At 69.7% G+C, this 23,158-nt stretch carries 22 protein-coding genes; 3 read left to right on the forward strand and 19 right to left on the reverse strand.

The genetic code is table 11. From position 1 onward, the window contains the following. Positions 1–8: 8 nt before the first annotated feature. On the reverse strand, positions 9–914 hold the full coding sequence (locus tag INQ48_32145) for an amino acid ABC transporter substrate-binding protein (protein ID QRF62207.1): 906 nt from the start codon (positions 912–914) through the stop codon (positions 9–11). Positions 915–934: 20 nt separating this feature from the next. Beyond that, positions 935–1,723, reverse strand: coding sequence for an aldolase (locus tag INQ48_32150; GenBank protein QRF62208.1), 789 nt, complete (start codon positions 1,721–1,723; stop codon positions 935–937). Between the two features lie 155 nt (positions 1,724–1,878). On the opposite strand from INQ48_32150, the gene INQ48_32155 reads away from it, so the two are divergent. Beyond that, the gene (locus tag INQ48_32155) at positions 1,879–2,781 is read left to right on the forward strand and encodes a LysR family transcriptional regulator (protein ID QRF62209.1); all 903 of its coding nucleotides are present in this window, start codon (positions 1,879–1,881) and stop codon (positions 2,779–2,781) included. A 12-nt stretch (positions 2,782–2,793) separates the two neighbouring features. Here the strand turns inward: INQ48_32155 and INQ48_32160 are convergent, their stop codons facing one another. From INQ48_32160 to INQ48_32200, 9 genes are all read right to left on the reverse strand, one after another. Then, positions 2,794–3,891, reverse strand: a complete 1,098-nt coding sequence (locus tag INQ48_32160; protein ID QRF62210.1) for a DUF2817 domain-containing protein — start codon at positions 3,889–3,891, stop codon at positions 2,794–2,796. Then, on the reverse strand, positions 3,891–4,874 hold the full coding sequence (locus INQ48_32165) for a Twin-arginine translocation pathway signal (GenBank protein ID QRF62211.1): 984 nt from the start codon (positions 4,872–4,874) through the stop codon (positions 3,891–3,893). The genes INQ48_32160 and INQ48_32165 overlap by 1 nt, the downstream gene beginning before the upstream one ends. A 109-nt stretch (positions 4,875–4,983) precedes the next feature. After that, positions 4,984–6,003, reverse strand: coding sequence for a pyridoxal-phosphate dependent enzyme (locus INQ48_32170; GenBank protein ID QRF62212.1), 1,020 nt, complete (start codon positions 6,001–6,003; stop codon positions 4,984–4,986). Between the two features lie 4 nt (positions 6,004–6,007). Continuing rightward, the gene (locus INQ48_32175; protein ID QRF62213.1) at positions 6,008–6,409 is read right to left on the reverse strand and encodes a RidA family protein; all 402 of its coding nucleotides are present in this window, start codon (positions 6,407–6,409) and stop codon (positions 6,008–6,010) included. Between the two features lie 91 nt (positions 6,410–6,500). Then, positions 6,501–7,115 carry an SCO family protein gene (locus INQ48_32180; protein ID QRF62214.1) on the reverse strand — a complete coding sequence of 205 codons (615 nt, stop codon included), beginning with the start codon at positions 7,113–7,115 and terminating at the stop codon, positions 6,501–6,503. Beyond that, positions 7,112–8,650, reverse strand: coding sequence for a PepSY domain-containing protein (locus INQ48_32185; GenBank protein ID QRF62215.1), 1,539 nt, complete (start codon positions 8,648–8,650; stop codon positions 7,112–7,114). The genes INQ48_32180 and INQ48_32185 overlap by 4 nt, the downstream gene beginning before the upstream one ends. Positions 8,651–8,663: 13 nt before the next feature. Then, positions 8,664–10,739: a TonB-dependent siderophore receptor gene (locus tag INQ48_32190; protein QRF63042.1), complete on the reverse strand. Its 2,076-nt coding sequence runs from the start codon at positions 10,737–10,739 to the stop codon at positions 8,664–8,666. 272 nt (positions 10,740–11,011) lie between these two features. Continuing rightward, positions 11,012–11,383, reverse strand: coding sequence for a hypothetical protein (locus INQ48_32195; protein QRF62216.1), 372 nt, complete (start codon positions 11,381–11,383; stop codon positions 11,012–11,014). 51 nt (positions 11,384–11,434) lie between these two features. After that, positions 11,435–12,100: a GntR family transcriptional regulator gene (locus INQ48_32200; protein ID QRF62217.1), complete on the reverse strand. Its 666-nt coding sequence runs from the start codon at positions 12,098–12,100 to the stop codon at positions 11,435–11,437. 93 nt (positions 12,101–12,193) lie between these two features. Between INQ48_32200 and INQ48_32205 the strand changes: the two genes are divergently transcribed. Further along, entirely contained in the window at positions 12,194–14,557 is a 2,364-nt protein-coding gene (locus tag INQ48_32205; protein ID QRF62218.1) for a molybdopterin-dependent oxidoreductase, read from the forward strand. 48 nt (positions 14,558–14,605) lie between these two features. Beyond that, a complete protein-coding gene (locus tag INQ48_32210) occupies positions 14,606–15,556 on the forward strand; it encodes an oxidoreductase (GenBank protein QRF62219.1) in 951 nt (316 codons plus the stop codon). Positions 15,557–15,603: 47 nt separating this feature from the next. Here the strand turns inward: INQ48_32210 and INQ48_32215 are convergent, their stop codons facing one another. From INQ48_32215 to INQ48_32250, 8 genes are all read right to left on the reverse strand, one after another. Beyond that, positions 15,604–15,930 carry a hypothetical protein gene (locus INQ48_32215; GenBank protein QRF62220.1) on the reverse strand — a complete coding sequence of 109 codons (327 nt, stop codon included), beginning with the start codon at positions 15,928–15,930 and terminating at the stop codon, positions 15,604–15,606. Beyond that, positions 15,927–16,619 carry an orotate phosphoribosyltransferase gene (locus tag INQ48_32220; GenBank protein QRF62221.1) on the reverse strand — a complete coding sequence of 231 codons (693 nt, stop codon included), beginning with the start codon at positions 16,617–16,619 and terminating at the stop codon, positions 15,927–15,929. Before INQ48_32220 ends, INQ48_32215 begins: the two co-directional genes overlap by 4 nt. Before the next feature lie 17 nt (positions 16,620–16,636). After that, the gene (locus INQ48_32225) at positions 16,637–17,542 is read right to left on the reverse strand and encodes a helix-turn-helix transcriptional regulator (protein QRF62222.1); all 906 of its coding nucleotides are present in this window, start codon (positions 17,540–17,542) and stop codon (positions 16,637–16,639) included. 89 nt (positions 17,543–17,631) lie between these two features. Then, the gene (gene pyrC / locus INQ48_32230) at positions 17,632–18,702 is read right to left on the reverse strand and encodes a dihydroorotase (protein ID QRF62223.1); all 1,071 of its coding nucleotides are present in this window, start codon (positions 18,700–18,702) and stop codon (positions 17,632–17,634) included. 8 nt (positions 18,703–18,710) lie between these two features. After that, entirely contained in the window at positions 18,711–19,967 is a 1,257-nt protein-coding gene (locus tag INQ48_32235) for a hydantoinase/carbamoylase family amidase (GenBank protein QRF62224.1), read from the reverse strand. A gap of 16 nt (positions 19,968–19,983) precedes the next feature. Next, positions 19,984–20,934 carry a dihydroorotate dehydrogenase gene (locus tag INQ48_32240; GenBank protein ID QRF62225.1) on the reverse strand — a complete coding sequence of 317 codons (951 nt, stop codon included), beginning with the start codon at positions 20,932–20,934 and terminating at the stop codon, positions 19,984–19,986. Further along, positions 20,927–21,835: a dihydroorotate dehydrogenase electron transfer subunit gene (locus tag INQ48_32245; GenBank protein ID QRF63043.1), complete on the reverse strand. Its 909-nt coding sequence runs from the start codon at positions 21,833–21,835 to the stop codon at positions 20,927–20,929. The genes INQ48_32240 and INQ48_32245 overlap by 8 nt, the downstream gene beginning before the upstream one ends. After that, complete coding sequence (locus tag INQ48_32250; protein ID QRF62226.1) at positions 21,835–23,148, reverse strand: MFS transporter; 1,314 nt, start codon at positions 23,146–23,148, stop codon at positions 21,835–21,837. The genes INQ48_32245 and INQ48_32250 overlap by 1 nt, the downstream gene beginning before the upstream one ends. Positions 23,149–23,158 lie beyond the last annotated feature (10 nt).

Below are 23,158 nucleotides of genomic sequence, written 5' to 3' on the forward strand. Positions count from 1 at the left end.
CTCCTTGCTCAGTAGTCCGCCGGATTCGGCGAATCCGTCGGCTTCGCGATCACCTTGGCCAGCGCATCGCTCATCGGGAAATGCAGGTTCACGCCGCGCGGCGGAATCGGCGACTGGAACCACTTGTCGTAGAGCGCCTTGATCTCGCCGCTGGCGAACAGCCGCGCGATGGCCTTGTCGGCCACGGCCTTGAACTCGGGCTCGCCGCGCGGCAGCATGACCGCGTAGGGATCGCGGCTCAGGGTGTCGGTGCTCAGGCTGAAATCGGCCGGGTTGAGCGAGAACGAGATCTGCCCGACCAGGTTGATGTCGTCCTCGAAGAAGGCATCGGCGCGGCCCGAGGTGAAGGTCAGCATGCTGTCCGAGAAATCCTTCGCCTGGATCAGGTTGAGGTTCAGGCTTTCCTTGCGGTCGATGCCGCGCAGGCGCATCACGGTGTTCGACCCCGTGGTCGCCACGACGGTCCTGCCCTTGAGGTCCTGCAGCGTGGCGAGCTTGTCGACCTTGCGCGAAACGAATTTGGTGCCCACCACGAAGTAGGTGGTGCTGAAGCTCACCAGCGCCTGACGCTCGGGGTTGTTGACGGTGGTGCCGCACTCGAGGTCGATGGTGCCGTTCTGGATCAGCGGGATGCGATTCTGCGAGGTCACGGCCTGGCGCTTCACCACGAGGTCCGGGCTGCCGATGGCGGTCTTGATGTCCTCGACGATCCTCTGGCAGATGTCCTGCGCATAGCCGATGGGCTGGCCGTTGCCACCGAGGTAGGAGAACGGGATCGAGGACTCGCGGTAGGCCACGGTGATGGTGTTGCGCTCCTTGATGGCCTTGAGGCGGCCGGTCAGTTCGGCGGCGTGCGCGCCCAGGCAGGCGAATGCGAGAGCGGCGATGGCGAGATGCGGAAGACGGGATTTCATGTGAGGTACGGGTGTGACGTTCAGAGCAGGTAATCGGGATCGGTCTTGAGCAGGCGCCGCTTGATGCTCGCCAGGTGCTGGACCGCGCTCTCGTTGCCGCCGCTGCGCATCTGCGCATAGGTGGCCGCGGCCAGTTCCTTCGGCACGGGGCTGAGCTTGCGGCCCGTGGACTCGGCCAGCACCTGCACCTCACAGGCCCGCTCGAGGTAATACAGGTCGTTCCAGGCCTCGGCGATGGTCTTGCCGACCACCATCACGCCGTGGTTGCGCATGAACACCACGTCGGCGTCGCCGATCGCCGCCGCGATGCGGTCGCCTTCCCTCGCATCGAGCGCGAGGCCATTGAAGTCGTCGACCGCCGTGCGCCCGTAGAACTTCAGCGCGGTCTGGCCGGCCCATTGCAGCGGCTGACCTTCGACCAGCGCGAGGCTGGTCGCATACGGCATGTGCGTGTGGAACGCGACACGGGCGCGCGGCAAGCTTCTATGCACCCGCGCGTGGATGAAATACGCGGTGATCTCGGGCGGCCGGTCGCCCTTGAGCACACGGCCGTCGAAGTCGCAGATGATCAGGTCGGAAGCGCGGATCTCGTCGAAGGCCAGTCCGAAGGGATTGACGATGAAGCAGTGGTCGAAGCCCGGCACCACCGCCGAGAAGTGGTTGCAGATGCCCTCTTCCATGCCGAGCCTCGCAGCCATGCGAAAGCAGGCGGCGAGGTCGATGCAGGCCTGCCGCACCTCGGGCGTGTCGAACAGGCCAGGATCGATCTCGTGTCGTGCGGTGTGGTCCACCGCCAATGAATGCGCCATAGGTTCCCGATGCCGGTTGTTGCCGTCGACTTCCGGCGTGCGCCATGATCGGCGCGCCCCGTCTGTCTTCCATGCATCGAAGTCTCCGATCCGGGGCCCGGGAGCGTCAAATCAGAATTTGACGCAACGCGATAAGGTCTTCTAATGGCCCCCCTATGAAACTCAAGCACATCGAGGTCTTCAACGCGATCATGCTGTCGGGCAGCGTGAGTGCCGCGGCGCGCATCCTCAACGTCACGCAGCCCGCGGTGACGCAGACGCTCAAGCATGCGGAGCAGCAGCTCGGCTATGCGCTGTTCGTGCGCGACAAGGGCGGCATGAAGCCGACGCCCGAGGCACGGCAGCTGCATCTGCGCGCGCAGAAGATCTTCGAGCAGGTCGACGAACTGCGGCGCCTCGCGCAGTCGCTGCGGCCCGACCACCTGGCGCAGTTCCGCATCGCGATCGTGCCCTCGCTGTCCACCACCTGCCTGTCGCGCGCGCTCGCGTCGTTCAAGGCCCGCCATCCGCGCAGCGCGGTCTCGATCAAGATCCTCCATTCCGACGAGATCGCGCGCTCGGTGGCGCTGCGCGAATGCGACCTGGGCATTGCCTATGGCGAGATCGACGCGCCACCGATCGATTCCGAGGTGGTGGGCACGGGCCACCTGGTGTGGGTCGAGCGCCGCGAAGCCGGTGCAAGGAAGCGCGCCGACACCGCGGACATGCCGATCGCCGAGATCGCGGCGCGCGACTTCATCGGCATCGACAAGGACGACCTCGTCGGCAAGGCCCTGCTGGGCCTGCTGTCGGAGAGCGCGGTGTTCGCGGGCACGCGGCTCTCGGCGCAGACCTACCAGTCCGCGCTGCTGCTCACGCTCGATGGCTTCGGGCCCTGTGTGATCGACTCCTTCACCGCGGGCTTCGCGCGCGGCGAATCGCTGTCGATCCGCAGCGTCTCGCCGCGCATCCCGGTGACGGTGTCGGCGCTGTCGGTCGCGGAAGGCCGCAGGCGCACCGATTTCGACGACCTGCTGCAGGCCTTCCGCACTTCGCTGGCGCAGGTCGACGACGCCTAGGACGTCGAGGCTTCAGGCCTCGCCCAACCAGCGAAGCGCGTTCGCGATCACCTGCCGCGACTGGTCGACCAGGCTGCGCTGCCACGCGGGCTCGCCCGGATAGAAGAAACGCAGCAGCGCGCGCCGCGTGTCCGACAGCTGCGTGCGGCCGATGCCCGTCGCCCATTCGCGCTGGTCGCGCACCAGCAGCTCGAGCATGCGCTGCGGCCGCGCGGTGCCGAACTCGAGCACGGCCGCCGTCACGCGCGCCTGCGGCAGCGCGCGCTCATAGCCCGGCGTGCTGTGGCCCGTGACCGGCGCGAAGTCCTCGGGCGCGCCGCTCTCGTGCACCGCCACCACCCATTCGCCGAACACCTCGCGCATGCGCGCCAGCGCCTCGCCCTGCTGCAGCGCGACCAGCGAGCCATAGCCGTAGGGGCCGAGGCCCGTGTGGTAGTCGACCAGGCAGACCTCGCGCGCCGAGGCGCCATGGCGGCGCAGCACGGCCTCGATGGTCAGGCGCGACCAGGTGGGCGCCTGGCCGCCGAAGCCCATGCCCTGCGCGAAGCTGTACTGCCCGGCCATCAGCGCGTTGTAGAGCGCCTCGCTGCCATGGACTCGCGCGAAGTCCGCGAGCAGCGCATCGCCCGCGGCCACGGCCGAGGCATCGCCGGGATCGAGCGCGATCGCGGCATGCAGCGGCGCGTACTTGTGCGAGGGCGGCGCCTGCGCATGGTCGATGAAGTTGCGGCACAGGTCGACGTTGTCCTCGGTGTAGCGCCGCAGCCAGGAGGCGCCCCAGGGATTGATCGCATGCACCAGCACCACGGCGGTGTCGGGCGGCAGGTCGTCGCTCGACTGCGTCAGCAGCCAGTCGATCTGGCAGCCCGAGCCCGCGAACAGCTCCACGCCATGCACGCCCGAGGTCAGCACCAGCACGCGCTGCGCGTCGGCCGGGCCGATGCGCACCACGTCGGTGGCGAGCGCCTCGCCCTGCGCGCCCGCGAGCGGATGGCCATGCACCTCGGGCGCGAGGCCGCGCAGCGCGCAGGCGGCCAGGAACTTGCGGCGCGCCGTCGCATAGTCGGCGCTGAACAGCGTATCGGTCGGGATCATCGGCGCTGCGCTCATCAATCGATCTGGAAGCCGGATTCCCGGATGATCGGCTGCCACAGCGCGAGCTCGCCGCGCACCGCCTCACGCAACTGCTGCGGATTGCCGGCCGCGGGATCGAAGCCCACGTTGGCCAGGCCCGCGGTGGTGGACGGCAGCGCCGCGATCTCGGCCACGGCCGCGCTCACGCGATCGACCAGTGCCTGCGAGGTGCCGGGCGGCGCGAACAGCCCGACCCAGCTCGAGCTGCCGAGCGCGGTGAAGCCGAGCTCGCCGAAGGTCGGCACCTCGGGCACGCTGGCCGCGCGGCGCGGGCCGGTCACGGCCAGCATGCGGATCTTGCCGGCGCGGTGCGCGCCCAGGAACCCGCCGAGCGCATCGACGGCGGCCGGAATCTGGTTACCCATCAGGTCGGCCAGCAGCGGCGCGCCGCCCTTGTAGGGCACGGGCAGCAGCTCGATGCCCTCCTTCTTGCCGACCACGTAGCCCACGAAGTGCGGCGAGCTGCCCGCGGCGGGCACGCCGAAGCTGCGCGCCTCCTGCTTCGCGCGCGCCAGCGCGAGGTACTCCTGCAGCGTCTTCGCGGGCTGCGCCGCGCTGACCGCGAGCGCCACCTCGAAGGTCGCGAGCCGGGCCACCGGCGCGAAGTCCTTCACCGGGTCGTACTTCACCGAACGCGAGGTCAGCGGCAGCGTCGAGAACATGTGGCTGTTGCCCAGCAGCAGCGCGCTGCCGTCGGGCGGCAGCGCGCGGAACTGCTCGGCCGCGATCTGGCCGCCCGCGCCCGGGCGGTTGTCCACCACCACGGTGGCGCCCAGGCGCTTCTGCAGCTCCTCGGCATAGAGGCGCGCCACCGCGTCGGCCGTGCCGCCCGCGGGATAGCCGACCACCAGGCGAATGGTGCGGCCGGCCGTGGCGGACGGCTGCGCCGCGGCCAGCGGCGGCAAGGCAGCGGCGATGACGCCGGCGGGCAGCAGGGGCAGGAAGGCGCGACGCTTCATCGGGACATCTCCGAAAGACAAGGGACGGACGGCAACGAGCGGCTGGCGGGCGCGACGCGCACCCACCGGCCACGGAACAAGGAACGCAACGAAGAGGAGAAGCCGGCGCTCAGGCCTCGAGCAACTGCTCGCCGCGCGCGAGCTGGCGCGCGTAGGTCTCGGCATCGAGGTTCGCACCGCAGACGATCAGCCCGGTGCGCTGCCCGCGCAGTTCCTCGCGCAGCGGCCCGAGCAGCGCGGCGAGCGCCGTGGCGCCGGCCGGCTCCACCGCCAGCTTGGCGTCGCGGAACATCACGGCCATCGCGCGGCAGATCTCGTCGTCGCTCACGGTCACGATGCGCTCCATGTGGCGGCGGCACAGCCCGTAGGCCATCGGCGTGGTCATCGGCGGCGCCAGGCTGTCGGCGATGGTCGAGAGCATCTCCATGCGCTGCGGCGAGCCGGCCTCGAAGCTGCGCCGCATCACGTCGGCGCCCTCGGGCTCGATGCCGATCACGCGGCAGCCGGGCATCAGCTTGCGGATCGCGGTGGCCACGCCGCTGCCGAGGCCGCCGCCGCCCACGGCCACCAGCACCGTGTCGAGGCCCGGCACCTGCTCGGCGAACTCGAGCCCCACGGTGGCGGTGCCCAGCGAGGTGCCCTCGCCCTCGAAGGGATGGATGAAGGTGCGGCCCTCGTCGCGCACCAGCGCCTCGGCCATCGCGAAGCCGGTGGCGCCGTCGGGCGCGATCAGCAGTTCGGCGCCGTAGGCGCGCGCCATCGCCACGCGCGCCGGATTGGCCGAGGCCTGCACCACGATCTTCGCGGAGACGCCGGCCTCGCGCGCCGCGAAGGCCGCGGCCACCGCGTGGTTGCCGGCGCTCATCGCGGTGATACCGCGCGCCTTCTGCTCGGGCGAAAGTCGGCGCGCCACGTTGAGCGCGCCGCGCGCCTTGAAGGTGCCGGTGCGCTGGAACAGCTCGAGCTTCATGTGCACATCGGCGCGGCCGAGCAGGCGCTCGACCGTGGGTCCGTGCAGCGGCGCGACCGGCGTGCGCAGCAGCGCCTGCGCATTGGCACGCGCGGTCTCGCGGATGGCCTCGAGGTCGAGGTCGGGCAGTTCGGAAGCGGCTGGGGATGCGGTGCTCATGGCGTCAGGCTCCAGGTGCGCGGCTTGCGCTGCGTGCACGCGCGATGGCTTCGATCTCGACCAGCGCGCCCGGCACCATCAGGTCGGCACGCACCGTCGAGCGCGCGGGCGCGGGGCCCGCGGCGGGGTCGAAGCACTCGGCATAGCTGCGGTTGAATTCGGCGAAGTCCTCCACGCGCGAGAGCCACACGGTGGTCTTCGCGACATCGGAGAGACCCAGGCCCTCGGCCGCGAGGATCTCGCCGATGCGCCCGAGGCAGCGCCGCGTCTGCTCGCCGACCGTGTCGCCCTCGATGCGCCACTGGGCGTCGAAGGCCATCTGGCCGCTGACGAAGACGAACTCGCCCTCGCGGCGCGACGGGGAGAAGAACGGTGGGGCCACGGCGGGCGTCGGGTCGGTCTGCATGCGGCGCAGTCTATCGATGGCCGCGCGGCGCGTCCTTTGCGCGACGGGCGAAAACTTATGCGCGAGCGACGCCGCGCATGGGGACTTTCCCTCAGCCCGCCGCCAGCAGCGCGCGCACGTCCGCGGTGAACTCGCTCGCGCTCTGCGCATAGCGCATCACCACGCGCATGCGGCCCTTGCGGTCGATCAGGTAGGTGAAGGCCGAATGGTCCATCGTGTAGGAGGTGCGCGTGGGCACCTTCTCGTAGAACACCTTGAACTCCTTCGCGGTCGCCTCGGTCTGCGCGAGGTCGCCGCGCAGCCCGAGGAAGCTCGGGTCGAAGGCCGCCGTGTAGGCGCGCATCACCTCGGGCGTGTCGCGCTCCGGATCGATGGTGACGAAGATCACCTGCAGGTCGTCGCCGGCCGCGCCCAGCTGCTGCTTGACCTCCGCCGCGCGCGTCAGCGCGGTCGGGCAGATGTCGGGACACTGGGTGAAGCCGAAGAAGATCATCACCACCTTGCCCTTGAAGTCGGCCAGCGTGCGCCGGTTGCCGTCGGGATCGCTCAGCGCGAAGTCGCGGCCGTAGTTGGCGCCCGTGATGTCGGTGCCGGTGAAGCTCGGCTTCGGCTCGGATTCGCCGCAGGCGGCCAGCGCGGCCCACAGGGGCAGCGTGGCGGTGCCCAGCAGCAGGCGGCGGCGGGTCGTCGGGAGTACGCGGGTCATGGATGTTCCTTCGAGGGAGTGAATGGGGGAATGCGCCGGGCCGCCGGCTTCGGTGTCAGCTTGCGGCCCAGCCGGCGCCAGCCGATCACCACGCCCGTAAGGCTCAGCGCCGCGCCGCCGAGGCTCAGCAGCACCATCGCCAGGTCCCACAACGGGCGGCGTTCGAGCAGCGGGCGCCAGTCCCAGCTGTGCAGCATCGCGAACAGCCAGCGGCTGGCGCGGCGATGGCTGTCGCTGCGGTTCAGCAAGGCGCCGGTGCGCGGATCGACGTGGGCCCAGGTGCCGGCCTCGTCCGCGAACACCACGCGCCAGATGGGCAGCGGCTTGTCGCCGCCGCCGGTCATGGTGTGCGGCTCGCGCGTGTAGTAGTGGCTGTCGTAGGCGGTCAGCACCTCGATGCGCGCGACCGGCGCGCTCGAGAGCTTCGCGACCGCGGCCTTCAACATGTCGACGTCCAGCGCCGTGGGCGCGACGCTCGCGGCATCGAGCACCGTGGGCCGCAATGCGCTGCCGCGCGCGAGCACGAGATCGCGCCCCGCGGCGCGCGTCCAGCGCAACTCGCGCACCGTGCCGCCCGCCGCCGCGATCAGCGCCTGGGGCGAAGCGGCATCGGCCGGCGGCACGAGCGGCCCGCCGTTCATCGCCTCGGTGCGCAGTGCGGGCGCGCCGCTGTCGAACACGCGCCAGGGGTTCATCGACATCAGCCCGCTGAAGATCCAGGTCAGCGTGACGGCCGCGAACAGCAGCCCCGTGATGTGATGCCAGCGCATCATGAAGCCGCGGTACGGCGAGCGCGAGCCGCTGCGGTAGCGGCCCGCGAAGCGCCAGCGCAGGATGCCGACGGCCGTTCCCATGAGCGTGACCGCGATGCCCAGGATCGAGAGCCAGTTGACGATGTCGGCCCAGTACGGATCGAGCGCGCCACCACGCAAGGGATACAGCCAGTGAATCCACGCGCCCGCGTAGTTCCACAGCCGCTCGGCGCGCGGCGCGTCGCGCACCACCTCGCCGGTCCGGCCCGAGACATAGAGCCGCGTGTGCGCCGCATCGGCCAGCGCCACCTGATGCAGCGGCCGGTGCGCGTCGAGCGCGCGCGAATGGGTGAAGGCGTCCTCGTCGAGCGTGCCCTCGTACATCAGGCCCACACCCGGTCCCGCGAAGGCCGCGGCGCTGGCCATCGCGAGTTCGCGGTCGACATCGCGCAACGGCGTGCCGGTGGCCGCGTCGATCACCACGCTGCTCTTGCCGCCCGCGGGCTGCACGAGGTACACGGCGCGGCCGCCGCTGGCCACAGCCAGGCGCAGCTCCTTGAGCGGCCCCGCGATGCCCGCCGCATCGAGCGCCTCGCGTGGCCCGAGCAGCGCGGCATCGGCCGCGAGCGGCGGCAGATGCAGCAGCCGCTCCGACTCGGTGAGCTTGGGATAGCCCACGTACATCATCACCACGCCCGAGACGAACCACATCGCGAAGAAGGCGCACACCACGATGCCGAGCCAGCGGTGCAGCAGGAACAGCCAGCGCTTGAAATGGGCCATGGAATCGCCCTCCTCAGAATGCGACGTGCAGGCTGAGGTCGCCGGTGCGCGGCGCGCCCAGGTAGGCGAAGGTGCTGCCGAGGTTGGCCGCGTAGATGCGGTCGGTGGCATTGCGCACGCGGCCCACCAGCGTGAGCGAGCGGTTGATCTTCCACGACAGGCCCAGGTCGACCAGCGTGTACGACGGCCAGCGCGCGCTGTTGGCCGCGTCGGCGTAGGTCTTTCCCACATGGCGCAGCCCCACGCTGGCCTGCAGCGCGGGCGTGATCGCGTACGACACCCAGAGGTTGGCCACCACGGCTGGCGTGTTGGTCGGCGTGCGGCCTGCGAGCGACACGCCGTTCTGCACGAAGTTGTCGTACTTCGCGTCGACGTAGCTCAGGTTGCCCTGCAGCGACCACTGCGACGTGGGCTGCAGGCCCACCGCGATCTCCACACCCTTCGACGACTGCTCGCCCACGAGCACGGTCAGCGCGCTGTTGTTCGGGTCCTGCGTGGCGATGTTCTTGCGCGAGAGGCGGTAGGCCGCCACGGTCGCCGTGCCCTTGCCCCGCCAGAAATCGAGCTTGGCGCCGACCTCGGCCTGCCGGCCGGTCGTGAGCTCGCTGTTGTTCATCACGTCGGCGAACGAGGCGGTCGACAGCACGCCCGAGGGGGGGTCGGCCGCGGTCGCGTACTGCGCATAGAGGTTGGCGCCGGGCGCGAAGTCCCACACCAGGCCGACGCGTCCCGTGGTCGGGTTGTAGTTGCGCCGGTAGCTGGCCGGCGCGCTGGCGCTGATGGCGCGCCGATTGGTCAGCGCGAGCTCGATGCGATCGTGGCGCAGCGCGCTCACGAGGTGCAGCGAGGGCGCGAGCGCCGTGCGGTTCTCGATCGACAGCGCGGTGGTCGTCACCTTGTTGTCGCGGTCGGGGTTGAAGCCCGGCCGCATGCCCGGCACCGCGAAGAAGGGCTCGGTGGCGAAGAGGTAGGGGTTCACCGTGCTCACGGTGGCCGGCAGGCTGTTCGGAAAGCGCGTCTGCTTGTTGACGCTGAAATCCAGCCCGAAGGACCAGTCGCTGCGCAGGCCCGCGAGCTGCCCCTTGTAGAGGCCCTCGATGCGGTCGCCCACCACCTGCTGGTCATGGCGCTGCAGCAGGGCCCCCGAGCGGATCACGGCCGTGTTGCTCGCATTGAAGCGGTAGCTCTCGACGTTGCGGTAGTCGCGCAGCGCGTCGTAGGCATAGAAGGTGTTCTTCAGCTGCAGCGCATCGGACACGCGCCAGTCCGCGATGGAACGCAGCCACTGCACGCGCTGCGCATAGATGCCGTCGGCGCTGTTGTAGTTCTTGAAGCGCGTGGCCGGGTCCACGCGCAGGTTGCCGACCACGGGATTGAGCAGCGGCGTGCCCCAGTACGGACGGTCCACCCATTCGTCCTGGTACTCGTACGCCAGCGTGTGCGTGACGCCGCCGCCGAAGTCCGACAGCAGCGAGGCCGCGAGCTGCGTGGCGCGCGTGCGCGTGCCGTCGGTCCAGCCGTCGGCGTCCTTGCGGTTGAGGTCGATGCGCGCGTAGTGGCTGCCCGCGCCACCATCCCCCGCGATGCGGCGGTTGAGCCCGATCGAGGCCTCCTTGAGCTGCTGCGTGCCCAGGCGCAGCCGGGCCTCGGTAAGGTCGCTGCGCTCGGCGATCTTGCTGATGTAGTTGATCGAGCCGCCGACCGCGCCCGCGCCGAACAGGAAGCTCGACGGCCCGCCGATGACCTCGACGCGATCGTAGATCCAGCTGTCGACCGGCCGCGCGGCGATCGAGTACTGCACGTTGATGCCGTTGAACATCTGGCTCAGCGAGCCGGCGCCGAAGCCGCGGTAGCTCACGCCGATGTTGCCGGGCGCGTTGTGCGCCGTGATGCCGGGCACCGCGCGCAGGATCTCCTGCGTGTCCTGCGCGCCGCGTGCCTCGATGGTGGCGCGGTCGACCACGCTGACCGAGGCCGGCGTCTCGCGCGGCGTCAGGCCCAGGCGGCTGCCGGTCTCGGAAGGCGTGTCGAGGTTGAGGCGCCCGTTGGGCGCTGGCGCGGGTGGCGGGTCGACCTCGATCGCTTGCAGCGTGGTCTGGACCTGGACCTGGGCCTGCGCGAAGGGCGCGGCGAAGGCGCCGAGCGCGAAGCAGGACAGCGCACGCGCGCGCAGGCGCTCGGCACCACGGCCGTGGGAAATGGCAATGAAAGGCACGGGATCTCTCTTCTCGCAGCGCGTGGCTGCGCTGACGGCGCAGCGGCGCGTGGCCGCGCATGCCGTCGACGAACGATGGGCGCCGCGGGCGGACCGGCACGCTCACGTGGCGGCGCCAGGGTCCGTCGCGCGACGGATTCAGCGGTTCAGGCGAAGAGGAAGGAAGGAGGCCCGCGCGCCGGCAGCGGCGCGGCGGTGGCCGCGGCGATGCGCGCGGCGGGGATCGAACGCAGGGCGTAGGACAGCGGTGCCGGCATCGGCACCTCGACCTGCGCGATCGCTGGCGGCAGGCCGCCGATCACGCACAACGGGCAGTCCATGCCCATGCTGCCCATCGGCACCGCGCCATCCTCGGTCTGCACGACCATCGTGACGTGGCCCGAGGCCGAGCACACGATGTCGATCTGCTGAGGCTTGACGATCGGCGAGGCGACCGCGACGGACAGGGACAGCACGAACCACGCCAGCACGAGGCGATGCAGGGTCGAGAGTTTTCGAAGGACGTGCACGGGCGCCATTATCGCGACGAATCATGGATCGCGAAGCAACAGCCCGTGCTTCGCCTGGGGCTAGTCGATGCCGACGCTCGCCTTCTGCTGCTCGATGATCTCCACGATCAGCTGGCCGGTATGGATGACGTGCTCCGTCACCATCGCCTTCGCGCCCTGCGCATCGCCGGCCAGGCACAGGCGCAGCAGCTTCTTGTGCTCGGCCTCGGAGCGATCGACGTTGGTCTTCGACTTCCACGGCAGGTAGAGATAGCGCCCGAGGTTGAGCCGCGCGGACTCGACCGATTGCAACAGCAGCGGCCGATCGGCCTTGGCATAGAGGCTCGCGTGGAACTCGTGGTTGAGGCGGAACACCTCCTCGACCTGCCTGGCCTTGCCGAGCTCTTCCAGCAACCCGGTGGCGCGCGCGATGTCGGCACGCGAGAGATGCGGCACGGCCAGCTCGATGAGCCGCCCTTCGAGCAGCCAGCGCAGCTCGATCAGCTCGACCGCCTCGCGCGCGCTCAGGAAGGCCACCGAGGTGCCCTTGTTGAGCCGGGCCGTGGCCAGCCCCGCGGCGACGAGCCGCGAGAGCGCCTCGCGCACCGGCACATGGCTGACGCCGAAGCGCGCGGCGATGTGGTCCTGCTTCAGCGGCGCGCCGGGTTCGAGCACGGCCGTCGCTATCTCGGAGCGAAGCGTCTCGTAGACCGACCCCGCGGCCACTTGCGAGCTGCTTTCCTTCATGTTGCGCCTTTTCTCAAAGTATATATACTTTCTTCACTTTATATATAATCATGCGCCAGGCCGGACTTCCACCTCCGCCTGGGCACTGGAACTATGGCCGAAAAAATCCCTGGCTTCTGCGCCCTCTGCCGCTCGCGCTGCGGTTCGATCAGCGTGGTGGAGAACGGCGTGCTGATCGCCCAGGAAGCCAACCCCGCCCACCCGACCGGCAAGGCCCTCTGCGTGAAGGGCCGCGCGGCGCCCGAGCTGGTCGCCAATCCGCAGCGGCTTTTGCATCCGCTGATACGCACGGCGCCGAAGGAGGCCGCCGATCCGCTCTGGCGCCAGGCCTCGTGGGACGAGGCACTGGACCTCGTCGCGCAACGCATCGGGCGCATCCGCGACGAGAGCGGTCCCGAGTCGGTGTCCTTCGCCATCACTTCACCGAGCGGCTCGCCGCTGTCCGACGGCATCGTCTGGATCGAACGTCTGGTCAATGCCTTCGGCAGCCCGAACCTGTGCCGCGGCACCGAGATCTGCAACTGGCACAAGGACGTCGCCCACGGCTTCACCTTCGGGCGCGGCATCGGCGCGCCGGACTTCTCGAACACGCAGTGCATCGTGCTGTGGGGCCACAACCCGTCGGCGACCTGGCTCGACCATGCGACAGGCGTGACGGAAGCCTTCGCGCGCGGCGCGAAGATCGTCGTGGTCGATCCGCGCAAGGCGGGCTTCGCGATGCGCGCCCACCAATGGCTGCGCGTGCGGCCGGGCTCGGACGGCGCGCTGGCGCTGGCCATCGCTGGCGAGATGATCCGCAACGGCGAATACGACATCGACTTCATCCGCCGGCACTCGAACGGCCCGCTGCTGGTGCGAGAGGACACGGGCGCGTTCCTGCGCGAAGCCGATATCACCGGCCTCGCCTCGGAACGGCTCGTGGCCTTCGACGAGGCGAGCGAATCGATCGTGCCCTACGACCCAGGCACGGCCAGCTACGCATCGCAGACCGACACCCTCGCGCTCTTCGGCGCCATGACGCTCCCAACTGCCACCGGCTCCGTTCGATGCCGGCCCGCCTTCGCGCTCTATGCCGAGCTGTGCGAGGCCATGTCGCCCGAACGCGCCGAGGAACTCTGCTGGGTCCCCGCGCAGCAGGTGCGCGACACCGCACGGCTGCTGTTCGCGCACCGCCCCGTCAGCTACTACGCGTGGTCGGGCGTCGGCCAGCACACCAACGCGACGCAGACCGACCGCGCGATCGCACTGCTCTACGCGCTCACGGGCAGCTTCGACGCGGCCGGCGGCAACGTGGACTTCGCGCATCCGCCGGCGCGCAAGGCATCGGGCAAGGAGCTGCTGTCGGCGGCGCAGCTCGCGAAATGCGTGGGCATCGACGAGCTTCCGCTCGGCCCGGCCGCGCAGGGCTGCATCGGCAGCGACACGCTGTACCGCGCCATCCTCGAAGCCAAGCCCTACGCGATCCGCGGCGTGATCGGCTTCGGCGCCAACCTGCTGCTCGCGCATGCGAACCCGCTGCGCGGCGCCGAGGCGCTGCGCCGGCTCGACTTCTTCGTGCATGCCGATGTGACGCTGACCCCGACCGCGCACTACGCCGACGTGGTGCTGCCGATCGGCACGCCCTGGGAGCGCGAGGCGCTGCGCATCGGCTTCGAGGTGAACCAGGGCGCCGAGGAACTGGTGCAGCTGCGCCCGCGGATGGTGGCGCCGGTGGGCGAGAGCCGCTCCGACGCCTGGGTGGTCTTCGAGCTCGCAAAGCGGCTCGGGCTGGCCGAGCGGTTCTGGGGCGGCGACATCGACGAGGGCCTGCGCTACATGCTCGAGCCGCTGGGCATCGGCCTCGAGGCACTGCGGCAACACCCCGAAGGCATCCGCTACCCACTGAAGACGCGCTACCAGAAGCACCTCGGCGCGGGGTTCCGCTTCGCGACCGACACCGGCAAGGTCGAGATCTATTCGGCGCTGCTGCACCGGCATGGCCAGTCGCCGCTGCCGGTGTACGTGGCGCCTCTGCCGAAGCTGCGGCTTCGCGAAGGAAGCTCGGACTTCCCGCTCGTGCTGACCTCGGCCAAGCTGCCCCAGTACTGCCACAGCCAGCACCGGCAGGTGGCGTCGCTGCGCAGCAAGGCACCCGACCCGCTCGTGGCCATGAATCCCGCCACGGCAGCCGCGCGCGGCATCAAGCCCGGCATGTGGGTGCGCGTGCGCTCGCCGAGCGGCTCGGTGCGCTTCAAGGCCACGCTCGATGCCAGCCTCGATCCACGCGTGGTCTGCGCGCAGTACGGCTGGTGGCAGGGCAACGAGCAACTGGGCCTGCCCGCGCACGCGCCGCTCTCCGAACAGGGCTCGAACTTCAACCTGCTGGTCGACGACGGCGATCTCGACCCGATCAGCGGCTCGGCGCCGCATCGTTCCTACATCTGCGAGATCGCGGCCGAAGCCGGGCCCGCCGCCTGAACACCCCACACGCACGCCATCCACTCACCACCCACTCCGTCGATACCCATGCAAGTCAAAGTCCAACGCAAGGTGCCCGAGGCCACCGACATCTGTTCCTTCGAACTGGTCGCCATCGGCGCCGAAGCGCTTCCGCCCTACGAGCCCGGTGCCCACATCGACGTCGATGTCGGCGGGGGCGAGACCCGGCAGTACTCGCTGTGCGCGCCGCATGGTGAGGGGCGCTACGTCATCGGCGTGAAGCGCGATCCGCGCTCGCGCGGCGGCTCCCGGTTCATGCACGAGGCCGTGAACGAAGGCGACGTCCTCACCATCGGCGCGCCGAAAAACCACTTCCCGCTCGCGCCGGACGGCGAGCGCTTCATCCTCGTCGCGGGCGGCATCGGGATCACGCCGCTGCTGTGCATGGCCTCGCACCTGAGCGGCGCCGGAAAAGCGCTCGAGCTGCACTACTTCGCGCAGTCTGCGGAACACGTCGCCTTCCGCCGGCATCTCGAGGACGCGGCCCTGGCCCCTGCCGTCAGGCACCACCAGGGTCATGGCCCCGACGCGCTGCCTGCGCTGCTGGCTTCGATCGTCGGCGATCCGGCGCCGGGCAAGTACCTCTACCTGTGCGGACCGCGCCCCTTCATGGAGCTCGTGCGGCAGGCCGCGGCGAACTGGCCGGCCGACCAGGTCCGCTTCGAGTATTTCGGCGCGGGCTCGACGCCTCCCGCTGCATCGGCGCCGCAGGCCTCGTTCGAGGTCTGCGCCGCCGCTTCGGGCATCTCGGCGCAAGTGGAAGCAGGCCAGAGCATCGTCGAAGTGCTGCGCGCCCACGGCGTGCACATCGAGACCTCGTGCGAGGAAGGCCATTGCGGCACCTGCATGACCACGGTGCTCGAGGGCCGGCCCGAGCATCGCGACTCCTTCCTCACCGAGCCCGAGAAGGCATCGGGCACGCTGATGCTGCCGTGCGTGTCGCGCAGCGGTTCCGCGCGGCTCGTCCTCGATCTCTGAGCGGATGGGTCATGGCGCGCGCACGCGTCATGACCGACGCAGTGCGTTCAGAACGCCGTGACGTTCCACTCGTACTCGGTCGCGACCTCGCCGAGGATGCGCAGGCGCTGCGCGGGCTCGGCGGCCAGCGCGGCCAGAATGCGGGTGTTCAGGGCCACCATCGTGGCCTTGGCGTTGTCGGCGAACTCCACCGTGATGCCCTGGTCCTCGTACTTCTGGACGAAGGCCTGCGCCGCCACCCCGATGACGAAATAGAGGCCCGCGTTGTCGAGGTCCGACTTCATGAGGTCGAAGGCGCCGCGGTACAGCAGCTTGAAGGCGTCGGAGCCCGACAGGTCGTTCGCGAAGCGGGTGCTGATGTCCTGGAAGTTCATGGTGTGTTGCCTTCGATGTGGTCAGTGATGAAACCCTTGCCGCCATGCGCCGCGGACCAGGCGACCGGATCGCGCAGGAAATCGTCGAACTCGGCGATCACCTCGCGGCCGAAACTGCCTCGCTGCACCGCCACCGCGCGGATGTCGTGCCAGTTCGCCAGCGCATGGACCTCGAGCCCCAGCGCGGCCAACGTGCGATCGGCGCCGAACATGCCGTAGTCGAACAGCACCAGCACATCGCCGACCTCGGCACCCGCGGCGCGCAGCGCGCGCGCGAAATTGGCCTTCGATGCGCCGGCCGCCATCATGTCGTCAACCAGCAGCGCGCGCTCGCCGGCGCGCACCACGCCCTCGACCTGGCGGGCGCCGACCGCGCGCTTGCGGACGTACTGCATCGGCAGGTCCAGCGCATCCGCGATCCAGGCCGCCAGCGCGATGCCGCTGGACTCGCCGCCCGCGATCGAGCCCACGCCGGCCAGGCAGCCATCGGCTCTCAGCAGCTCGATGGCATGGCCCACCAGCGCGCGGCGCGTCTCGGGAAAGGAAACGAGCCGCCGGCAATCCATGTAGACCGGCGTCGCCCATCCCGAGGGGAGCCGGAAGGGCTCGTCGGTGCGCAAGGTCACGCAGCCGGCATCGAGCAGCCGGGCGGCGACCTCGAGGCGGATCGGGTCTGGGGCTGTGGTCATGGCGGTAGAGCCTTCGGCTAGTGAATTCGGTCCAGCAATTTGCGCAGGTGCATCGCACCCGCCTTGCCCTTGTAGGCAGCCTTCCAGAGCTTGCCGATCATGGCTTCGTACATGCGCACCGCCTCGGGCGAGGCGGTCACGGTCGCGATGCCGTTGCGCACGTTCGGCAGCTCGCCGAGCCGGAACGGGCTCACGGCCAGCACGCTGCCGGCCCGGCCGGAGAACACCTGGAAGGTCGCGGTCGGCATGGCGTCGTCGATCAGTCCGATCTGCACGTCGATCGGTTCGCTCTCCATCAGGTCGGCGATGCGCTCGACCTCGCGGCGCGCCGCCAGCCGGCGCTCGGTGCGCACGCTCTCGGGCAGGTCGATGCGGCCGACCAGGCCGGTATCGACGAAGCGCTCGAGCTCGCGCAGCCCGATCAGGCTCACGATGTGCGGCCGCCGGCGCTGGAAGAAGGCCCGGCGCTCCTGCATGATCTGCAGCATCTTGTCGATGTCGGCCGAGGTCGGCCCCTTGCCCGCGCCCTTGGGCGAGGCCTCGATCAGCATCTGGCGCAGGGTCGGCAGGTAGTCCTCCGAGGTCAGCAGCAGCGAGATGGGCTCGAAGTGCGCGAGGATGCGGTCGGACGATTCCTCGAGCTGGCGCATGCGCTCGAACAGGCCCAGCGCGGTCGAGTAGTACTCCACCTCCACGCCGAGCAGCGACGCCAGCGTGGTGTCGAGCAGATGGGCCAGGCGCTCGAGCGTCTCGATCTTGACGATCTCGCCCTTCTCGAGCCGGTACACGACCGCGCGCGAGATGCCCAGCCGCTCGGCCACGTCCTCTGCCAGCAGCGAGGCGCCCACCCGGTAGGCACGCAGGCGGTTACCCAGCGCCACGTAGTCGATCGATGACTTGAAGGTCGAATTCGCAGCTTCCATCTCGTTTTCCACTTTATGGATCGAAAAAGAAACTATAGGCGAGTTTCGACATCCGCGGTCACCGGCGAGGCGCGAGGCGGTGCGGGAACTCACGCCGCGACCGGCTCGGGCACGGGCGCGTCCCGCAGGGCCCACGGCAGGCGGCTGCCGCCGAGGAAGGGATGAAGCGCCCCGCCGGCCGCGAGTTCCACGTCCTGCGGCACCTCCCAGGACGAGCGCTCCAGCGTCACGCTCGCCTCGTTGGGTGCGAGGCCATAGAAGCGCGGACCGTTGAGGCTCGCGAAGGCCTCGAGCTTGTCGAGCGCGCCCTCCTCCTCGAACGCCGTGCAATAGCTCTGCAGCGCGACCGGCGCATTGAAGATGCCGGCACAGCCGCAGCCCGTCTCCTTCAGCGTGCGAAGGTGCGGCGCGGAATCGGTCCCGAGGAAGAAACGCGCATCGCCCGAGGTCGCCACCCTGCGCAGCGCGAGCCGATGGCGTTCGCGCTTGAGCACCGGCAGACAGTACAAGTGCGGCCGGATGCCGCCGGTGAAGATCGCGTTGCGGTTGAACATCAGGTGCTGGGGCGTGATCGTCGCGGCGAGGCGCCCGCTCGCATCGGCCCTGACGAAGTCCGCGGCCTCCTCGGTCGTGATGTGCTCCAGCACCACCTTGAGCGCGGGAAAGTCGCGCAGCAGCGGACGCAGCGTCGATTCGATGAACACCGCCTCGCGGTCGAAGACGTCGACGGCCGGATCGGTGCTCTCGCCGTGCAGCAAGAGCGGCATGCCGATGGCCTGCATCGTCTCGAGCACCGGCGCCACCTTCGCGATCGACGTGACGCCATGCTCGGAATGCGTGGTGGCACCGGCCGGATACAGCTTCGCCGCGGTCAGCACGCCGTCCTCGAAGCCCCGACACAGGTCGTCGGCGGAGGTGCCGTCGCAGAGGTAGACCGTCATCAGCGGCACGAAGTCGGCACCCGGCGGCAGGGCCGCCACGATCCGCTCGCGGTAGGCCCGCGCGAGCGCGGTGGTCGTCACGGGGGTCTTGAGGTTCGGCATGACGATGGCGCGGCCGAACTGCGCGGCGCTGTAGGACAGCACCGTCTGCAGCATGGCGCCGTCGCGCAGGTGCAGGTGCCAGTCGTCGGGGCGGCGCAGGGTGATGCGGGTGGTCATGGCAAGGCTCACTTCAATCGGGCGAAGGCCGCATCCATCGCGCCGACGCCGAGCATGAAATCCTCGATGTCCATCGCTTCGTGCGGATTGTGCGAACCATTCTGGTTCCGCACGAACAACATGCCGCTCGGGATGCCGGCATTGGCGAACAGCGAGGCGTCGTGCCCCGCGCCGCTCGGAATGAGCTCGAAGGCCGCCTCCTGCGCGGCGCAGGCCTCGGACAGCACGCCGCAGAGCTTCTCGTCCATGGTCGCGGGATCGCTGAGCAGGCGCCGGTCGAATTCGAAGCGCACGCCGCGCTCGCGCTCGATCGAGCCGCATTCGGCGCGCATCAGCTGGTAGAAGGCCTCGAGCGTGTCGGTGCTCTTGCTGCGCGCCTCGAGGCTGAAGCTCACCTGCCCCGGAATGCGCGAGATCGAATGCTCGGCCGGATCGGTGCTGACGATGCCCGTGGTCACGACCAGGTCGGTGCCGCGCTCCAGCAGCACGCGCCAGTGCTCGTCGATGCGCATGATCAGGTCGGCGACCGCGAACATGGCGTCGTGGCGCAGCCAGCGCGGCACCACGCCCGAATGCTGCGCGTCGCCATGGCAGACCACGCGGTTGTGCCGCACGTTGCCGCGGATGCCCGAGACCACGGCCAGCGGAAGCTGGCGCGCGACCATCACCGGCCCCTGCTCGATGTGCAGCTCGAGGTAGGCCTTGATGCGCGCCTTGTCGAGCAGCGGCTGCTGCGCGCGGATCGCCTCCACGTCGGCGCCGCAGCGCCGCATGCAGGCCTCCATCGATTCGCCGGTGCTGCGCTGCTTGAGCGCGAGGTCGCTCTCGCTGACCTTGCCGAACAGCGCGCCCGAGCCCATGTAGGCCTTGCCGAACCAGGCGCTCTCCTCGCCGCGAAACGCGACCACCTCGAGCGGGCGCGCGTAGGGCGTGCCGCCGGCCTTCTGCGCGATGAGGCACAGAAGGCCCGCGACCACGCCCGCATAGCCGTCGAAGTTGCCGCCCTGCGGCACCGAGTCGATGTGCGATCCGCACCAGGTGACCGCGCTGGCCGCCGCGGTCTGCGGCAGGCCGAACACGAGGTTCGCGGCCCGGTCGGCACGGACCTCGAGCCCTTCGCTCGCGGCGAAGGCGCGCAGGTAGTCGGCGGTGTCCGATTCGCCGCGGCCGTAGCTCTGCCGCGTGACGCCGACCCCGTCGAAGGTCAGCTCGCGCACGTCGGAGAACAGCTTCTCGGCCATGGGGCGAAGTCCCGGCAGGCTCATCATCCTTGCCCCTCCCCTAGCCCGACTGCTGCGCGAAGCGCAGCCAGCGGTCCGAGAGCTGGCGGTCGAGCTTGACCTGGCCAGTGAGGTCGCGGATGTTCTTCACGCCCATCTCGTCGCAGTACGCGATCAGGCCGTCGATGATCTTCTGCATCGCGCCCGGGTCGATGAAGGAGGCCGTGCCCACCTGCACCGCGCTCGCGCCGGCCAGCATGAACTCGACCGCGTCGTGCGCGCTCGCGATGCCGCCACAGCCGATGACCGGGATGCGCACGCTGCGGTAGCACTGATGCACCATGCGCAGCGCGATCGGCTTGATGGCCGGCCCCGACAGGCCGCCCATCACGTTGCCGAGCATGGGCTTGCGGGTGCGCACGTCGATCGACATGGCCAGCACCGTGTTGCCCATCACGAGCGCATCGGCGCCGGCCTCTTCCGCGGCCCGCGCGACCGTCGCCACGTGCGAGGCATTGGGCGTGAGCTTGGCCCACACGGGATGGTGCGTGCGGCGGCGGATCGCGCTCACGACCTTGTAGGTGGTCTCGGGCGTCATCGCGAAGGCCATGCCGTCGGCCTCGAGGTTGGGGCAGGAGATGTTGGCCTCGATCACCGCCACTTCGGGCAGCGACATCTCGGCCACCGCGTCGGCGAACTCGTCGACCGTGTCCGCCGAGATCGAGACCACGACGGGCGTGTCGAAGCGCGTGTAGGGCGGCAGCACCGTCTCGCGGTAGTAGTCCAGGCCCTTGCTCGGAATGCCGATCGCATTGAGCATGCCGCCGCGGGTTTCCGCCACGCGCGGCGTCGGGTTGCCGGCACGGCTCTTGGGCGAGACGCTCTTGATGACCAGCGCGCCCAGCCGGTTGAAGTCGAGCGCTTCCGCGTACTCGATGGCGAAGCAGCCCGAGGCCGGCATGACCGGGTTGCGCAGGCCGACGTCGCCGACCCTGACGTTGAGATCAGCCAAACTCCACCTCCCCGACCACGTCGCCGATGGGAAACACGGGACCTTCGCGGCAGACGCGCAGGAATTGCTTGTCGCCCTCGCGGTTGAACAGCCTGACGCAGGACAGGCACACGCCCATGCCGCAGGCCATGCGCTGTTCCATCGCCACCTCGCCCCGGGTGCCCGGATGGTCGGCGAGGATGCGTTGCAGCAGCATCAGCACGCGGTGCGAGCCGCAGGTGTAGACGGCGTCGTGGTGCCGTTCGCCGAGCAGCCGGCGCACCAGCGTGTCCATGGCCTCCACCGAGGAGCTGCCGTCGGAGTCGTAGACGCAATGCACGTCGGCTTCGGCGCCGCGCAGGAACTCGTCGCGCATCAGGTCCTTGGGCGCGCGTGCCGACATCACCGCCGTGATCGCGATGCCCATGCTGGCTGCCTGCCGCAGCAGCGGCGCCATCGTCGCCAGGCCGACGCCGCGCGCGACGACCATGATGCGTTCGTCGCCCGGCGGCAGCGTGAAGGTGTTGCCCAGCGGGCCGACGATGTCCATCGCGCCGCCGACGGGCAGCGAGGCCAGCGCGTGGGTTCCGGTGCCGGTGACGTTGTAGAGGAACTCGATCGTGCCCGCCTCCGGCCCCACGCCGTAGACGCTCATCGGGCGCAGCAGGAAGGGTTGGAGGTCGTTCGTCGTCGGGCACTTCAGCTGGTAGAACTGCCCGGGCCTGGTCGCGCTCGCCAGGTCGGCCGGCGCGCTGAGCTTCAGGTACTTGTAGCGGTCGTTGACCCAGCGGTGCTCGGCGACCTCGCAACGGTACGAGGCCACGGATTGCGCGTTGCGCTGGAAGCAGGCGTCCTCGCCCTTTGGCACGGGCGGATGCACGGGCCGGAACGCGGGCGACTGGTGGTCGATGGTGGCGAGCATCATTCGAGCTCCTTGCCCTTGAGTTCGGGAATGAGGAAGTAGGTGGCGACCATGTCGACCAGGTAGATCGCGGCGAGCAGCGCGATCGCGATCTGGAACGAATAGGCGGCGACCATTGCGCCGACCACCACCGGGCCGAATCCGCCGATGCCGCGGCCGAGGTTGAACAGCACGTTCTGCGCCGTGGCGCGTGCTTCCGTGGGATAGGCCTCGGAGATCAGCGCGCCGTAGCCGCCCAGCATGCCGTTGACGAACATGCCGAGCACCGCGCCCACCCACAGCAGCGAAACCGGATCGGACAGCTGGGAGTACGCCAGCACCATCGCCACGGCGCCGGCCTGGAACAGCAGGAAGCTCGGCTTGCGCCCGATGCGGTCGGCCAGCTGGCCGAAGACGAAGATGCCCAGCATCATCCCGAGGATGGTCACCGAGGTCCACATGGCCGACTTCGTGAGGTTGAAGCCGAGCTTGTTGGCCAGGAAGCTCGGCATCCAGATCATGATCCCGTAGTAGCCGAAGTTCTGCACCGCGCACAGCACGACGATGCCCAGGCTGGTGCGGGTCGTCTGCGCGTCCTTGACCAGCAGCTTGAAGGACCTCAGGCGCGAGCCCCGGGCCTTGGGCTTGCGCACGAACACCTCGGGCTCGTGCAGCTTGTTGCGGATCACCCAGGCCACGAGCGCGGGCACGACGCCGACCAGGAACATGCCGCGCCAGCCGATGTGCGGCATCAGCAGCGGCGTGAGCAAGGCCGCGCCGAGCACGCCGAGTTGCCAGCCCAGCGCCACATAGGAAGACACGCGCGCCCTATGCCTGGCGGGCCAGGCCTCGGCCGCCAGCGCCATGCCGATGCCGAACTCGCCGCCCAGGCCGATGCCCGCGATGGTGCGGTAGACCAGCAGGTCCCAGTAGCCCTGCGCGAAGGCACAGAGCCCGGTGAAGACCGCGAACAGGACGATGGTCCAGGTCATCACGCGGATGCGCCCGAAGTGATCGCTGAGCGAGCCGAAGACGATGCCGCCGACGACGGCGCCGACCAGCGTCCAGCTCACCAGCGAGCCGGCCTGGCCCGGCGTGAGGTGCAGGTCGGCCGAGATGGCCGTGAGCATGAAGCCCAGGATCAGCAGGTCGAAGCCGTCCATCGCATAGCCGATGGCGGAACCGGCCAGCGCCTTCCAGGCGTAGCCCGAGACGGCGTCGTCGCGTGGTGCGGAGGCGGTCGAATCTGGGGTGGATGACACGTCAGGACTCCTGGTTCGACGCGGAAAGGCCGGCGCCGGCGAATGGATGGGCCATGGAAACGGTCTCGACATGGAGTCCGTT

Origin of the sequence: Variovorax paradoxus (assembly GCA_016806145.1) — a bacterium.
Classification (GTDB): Bacteria; Pseudomonadota; Gammaproteobacteria; order Burkholderiales; family Burkholderiaceae_C; genus Variovorax.

Excerpts from the sequence above, each read along its gene's own strand:
- INQ48_32145 (QRF62207.1), bottom strand. The coding sequence starts at position 914 with ATGAAATCCCGTCTTCCGCATCTCGCCATCGCCGCTCTCGCATTCGCC.
- INQ48_32150 (QRF62208.1), bottom strand. The coding sequence starts at position 1,723 with ATGGCGCATTCATTGGCGGTGGACCACACCGCACGACACGAGATCGAT.
- INQ48_32155 (QRF62209.1), top strand. The coding sequence starts at position 1,879 with ATGAAACTCAAGCACATCGAGGTCTTCAACGCGATCATGCTGTCGGGC.
- INQ48_32160 (QRF62210.1), bottom strand. The coding sequence starts at position 3,891 with ATGAGCGCAGCGCCGATGATCCCGACCGATACGCTGTTCAGCGCCGAC.
- INQ48_32165 (QRF62211.1), bottom strand. The coding sequence starts at position 4,874 with ATGAAGCGTCGCGCCTTCCTGCCCCTGCTGCCCGCCGGCGTCATCGCC.
- INQ48_32170 (QRF62212.1), bottom strand. The coding sequence starts at position 6,003 with ATGAGCACCGCATCCCCAGCCGCTTCCGAACTGCCCGACCTCGACCTC.
- INQ48_32175 (QRF62213.1), bottom strand. The coding sequence starts at position 6,409 with ATGCAGACCGACCCGACGCCCGCCGTGGCCCCACCGTTCTTCTCCCCG.
- INQ48_32180 (QRF62214.1), bottom strand. The coding sequence starts at position 7,115 with ATGACCCGCGTACTCCCGACGACCCGCCGCCGCCTGCTGCTGGGCACC.
- INQ48_32185 (QRF62215.1), bottom strand. The coding sequence starts at position 8,650 with ATGGCCCATTTCAAGCGCTGGCTGTTCCTGCTGCACCGCTGGCTCGGC.
- INQ48_32195 (QRF62216.1), bottom strand. The coding sequence starts at position 11,383 with ATGGCGCCCGTGCACGTCCTTCGAAAACTCTCGACCCTGCATCGCCTC.
- INQ48_32200 (QRF62217.1), bottom strand. The coding sequence starts at position 12,100 with ATGAAGGAAAGCAGCTCGCAAGTGGCCGCGGGGTCGGTCTACGAGACG.
- INQ48_32205 (QRF62218.1), top strand. The coding sequence starts at position 12,194 with ATGGCCGAAAAAATCCCTGGCTTCTGCGCCCTCTGCCGCTCGCGCTGC.
- INQ48_32210 (QRF62219.1), top strand. The coding sequence starts at position 14,606 with ATGCAAGTCAAAGTCCAACGCAAGGTGCCCGAGGCCACCGACATCTGT.
- INQ48_32215 (QRF62220.1), bottom strand. The coding sequence starts at position 15,930 with ATGAACTTCCAGGACATCAGCACCCGCTTCGCGAACGACCTGTCGGGC.
- INQ48_32220 (QRF62221.1), bottom strand. The coding sequence starts at position 16,619 with ATGACCACAGCCCCAGACCCGATCCGCCTCGAGGTCGCCGCCCGGCTG.
- INQ48_32225 (QRF62222.1), bottom strand. The coding sequence starts at position 17,542 with ATGGAAGCTGCGAATTCGACCTTCAAGTCATCGATCGACTACGTGGCG.
- pyrC (QRF62223.1), bottom strand. The coding sequence starts at position 18,702 with ATGACCACCCGCATCACCCTGCGCCGCCCCGACGACTGGCACCTGCAC.
- INQ48_32235 (QRF62224.1), bottom strand. The coding sequence starts at position 19,967 with ATGAGCCTGCCGGGACTTCGCCCCATGGCCGAGAAGCTGTTCTCCGAC.
- INQ48_32245 (QRF63043.1), bottom strand. The coding sequence starts at position 21,835 with ATGCTCGCCACCATCGACCACCAGTCGCCCGCGTTCCGGCCCGTGCAT.
- INQ48_32250 (QRF62226.1), bottom strand. The coding sequence starts at position 23,148 with ATGTCGAGACCGTTTCCATGGCCCATCCATTCGCCGGCGCCGGCCTTT.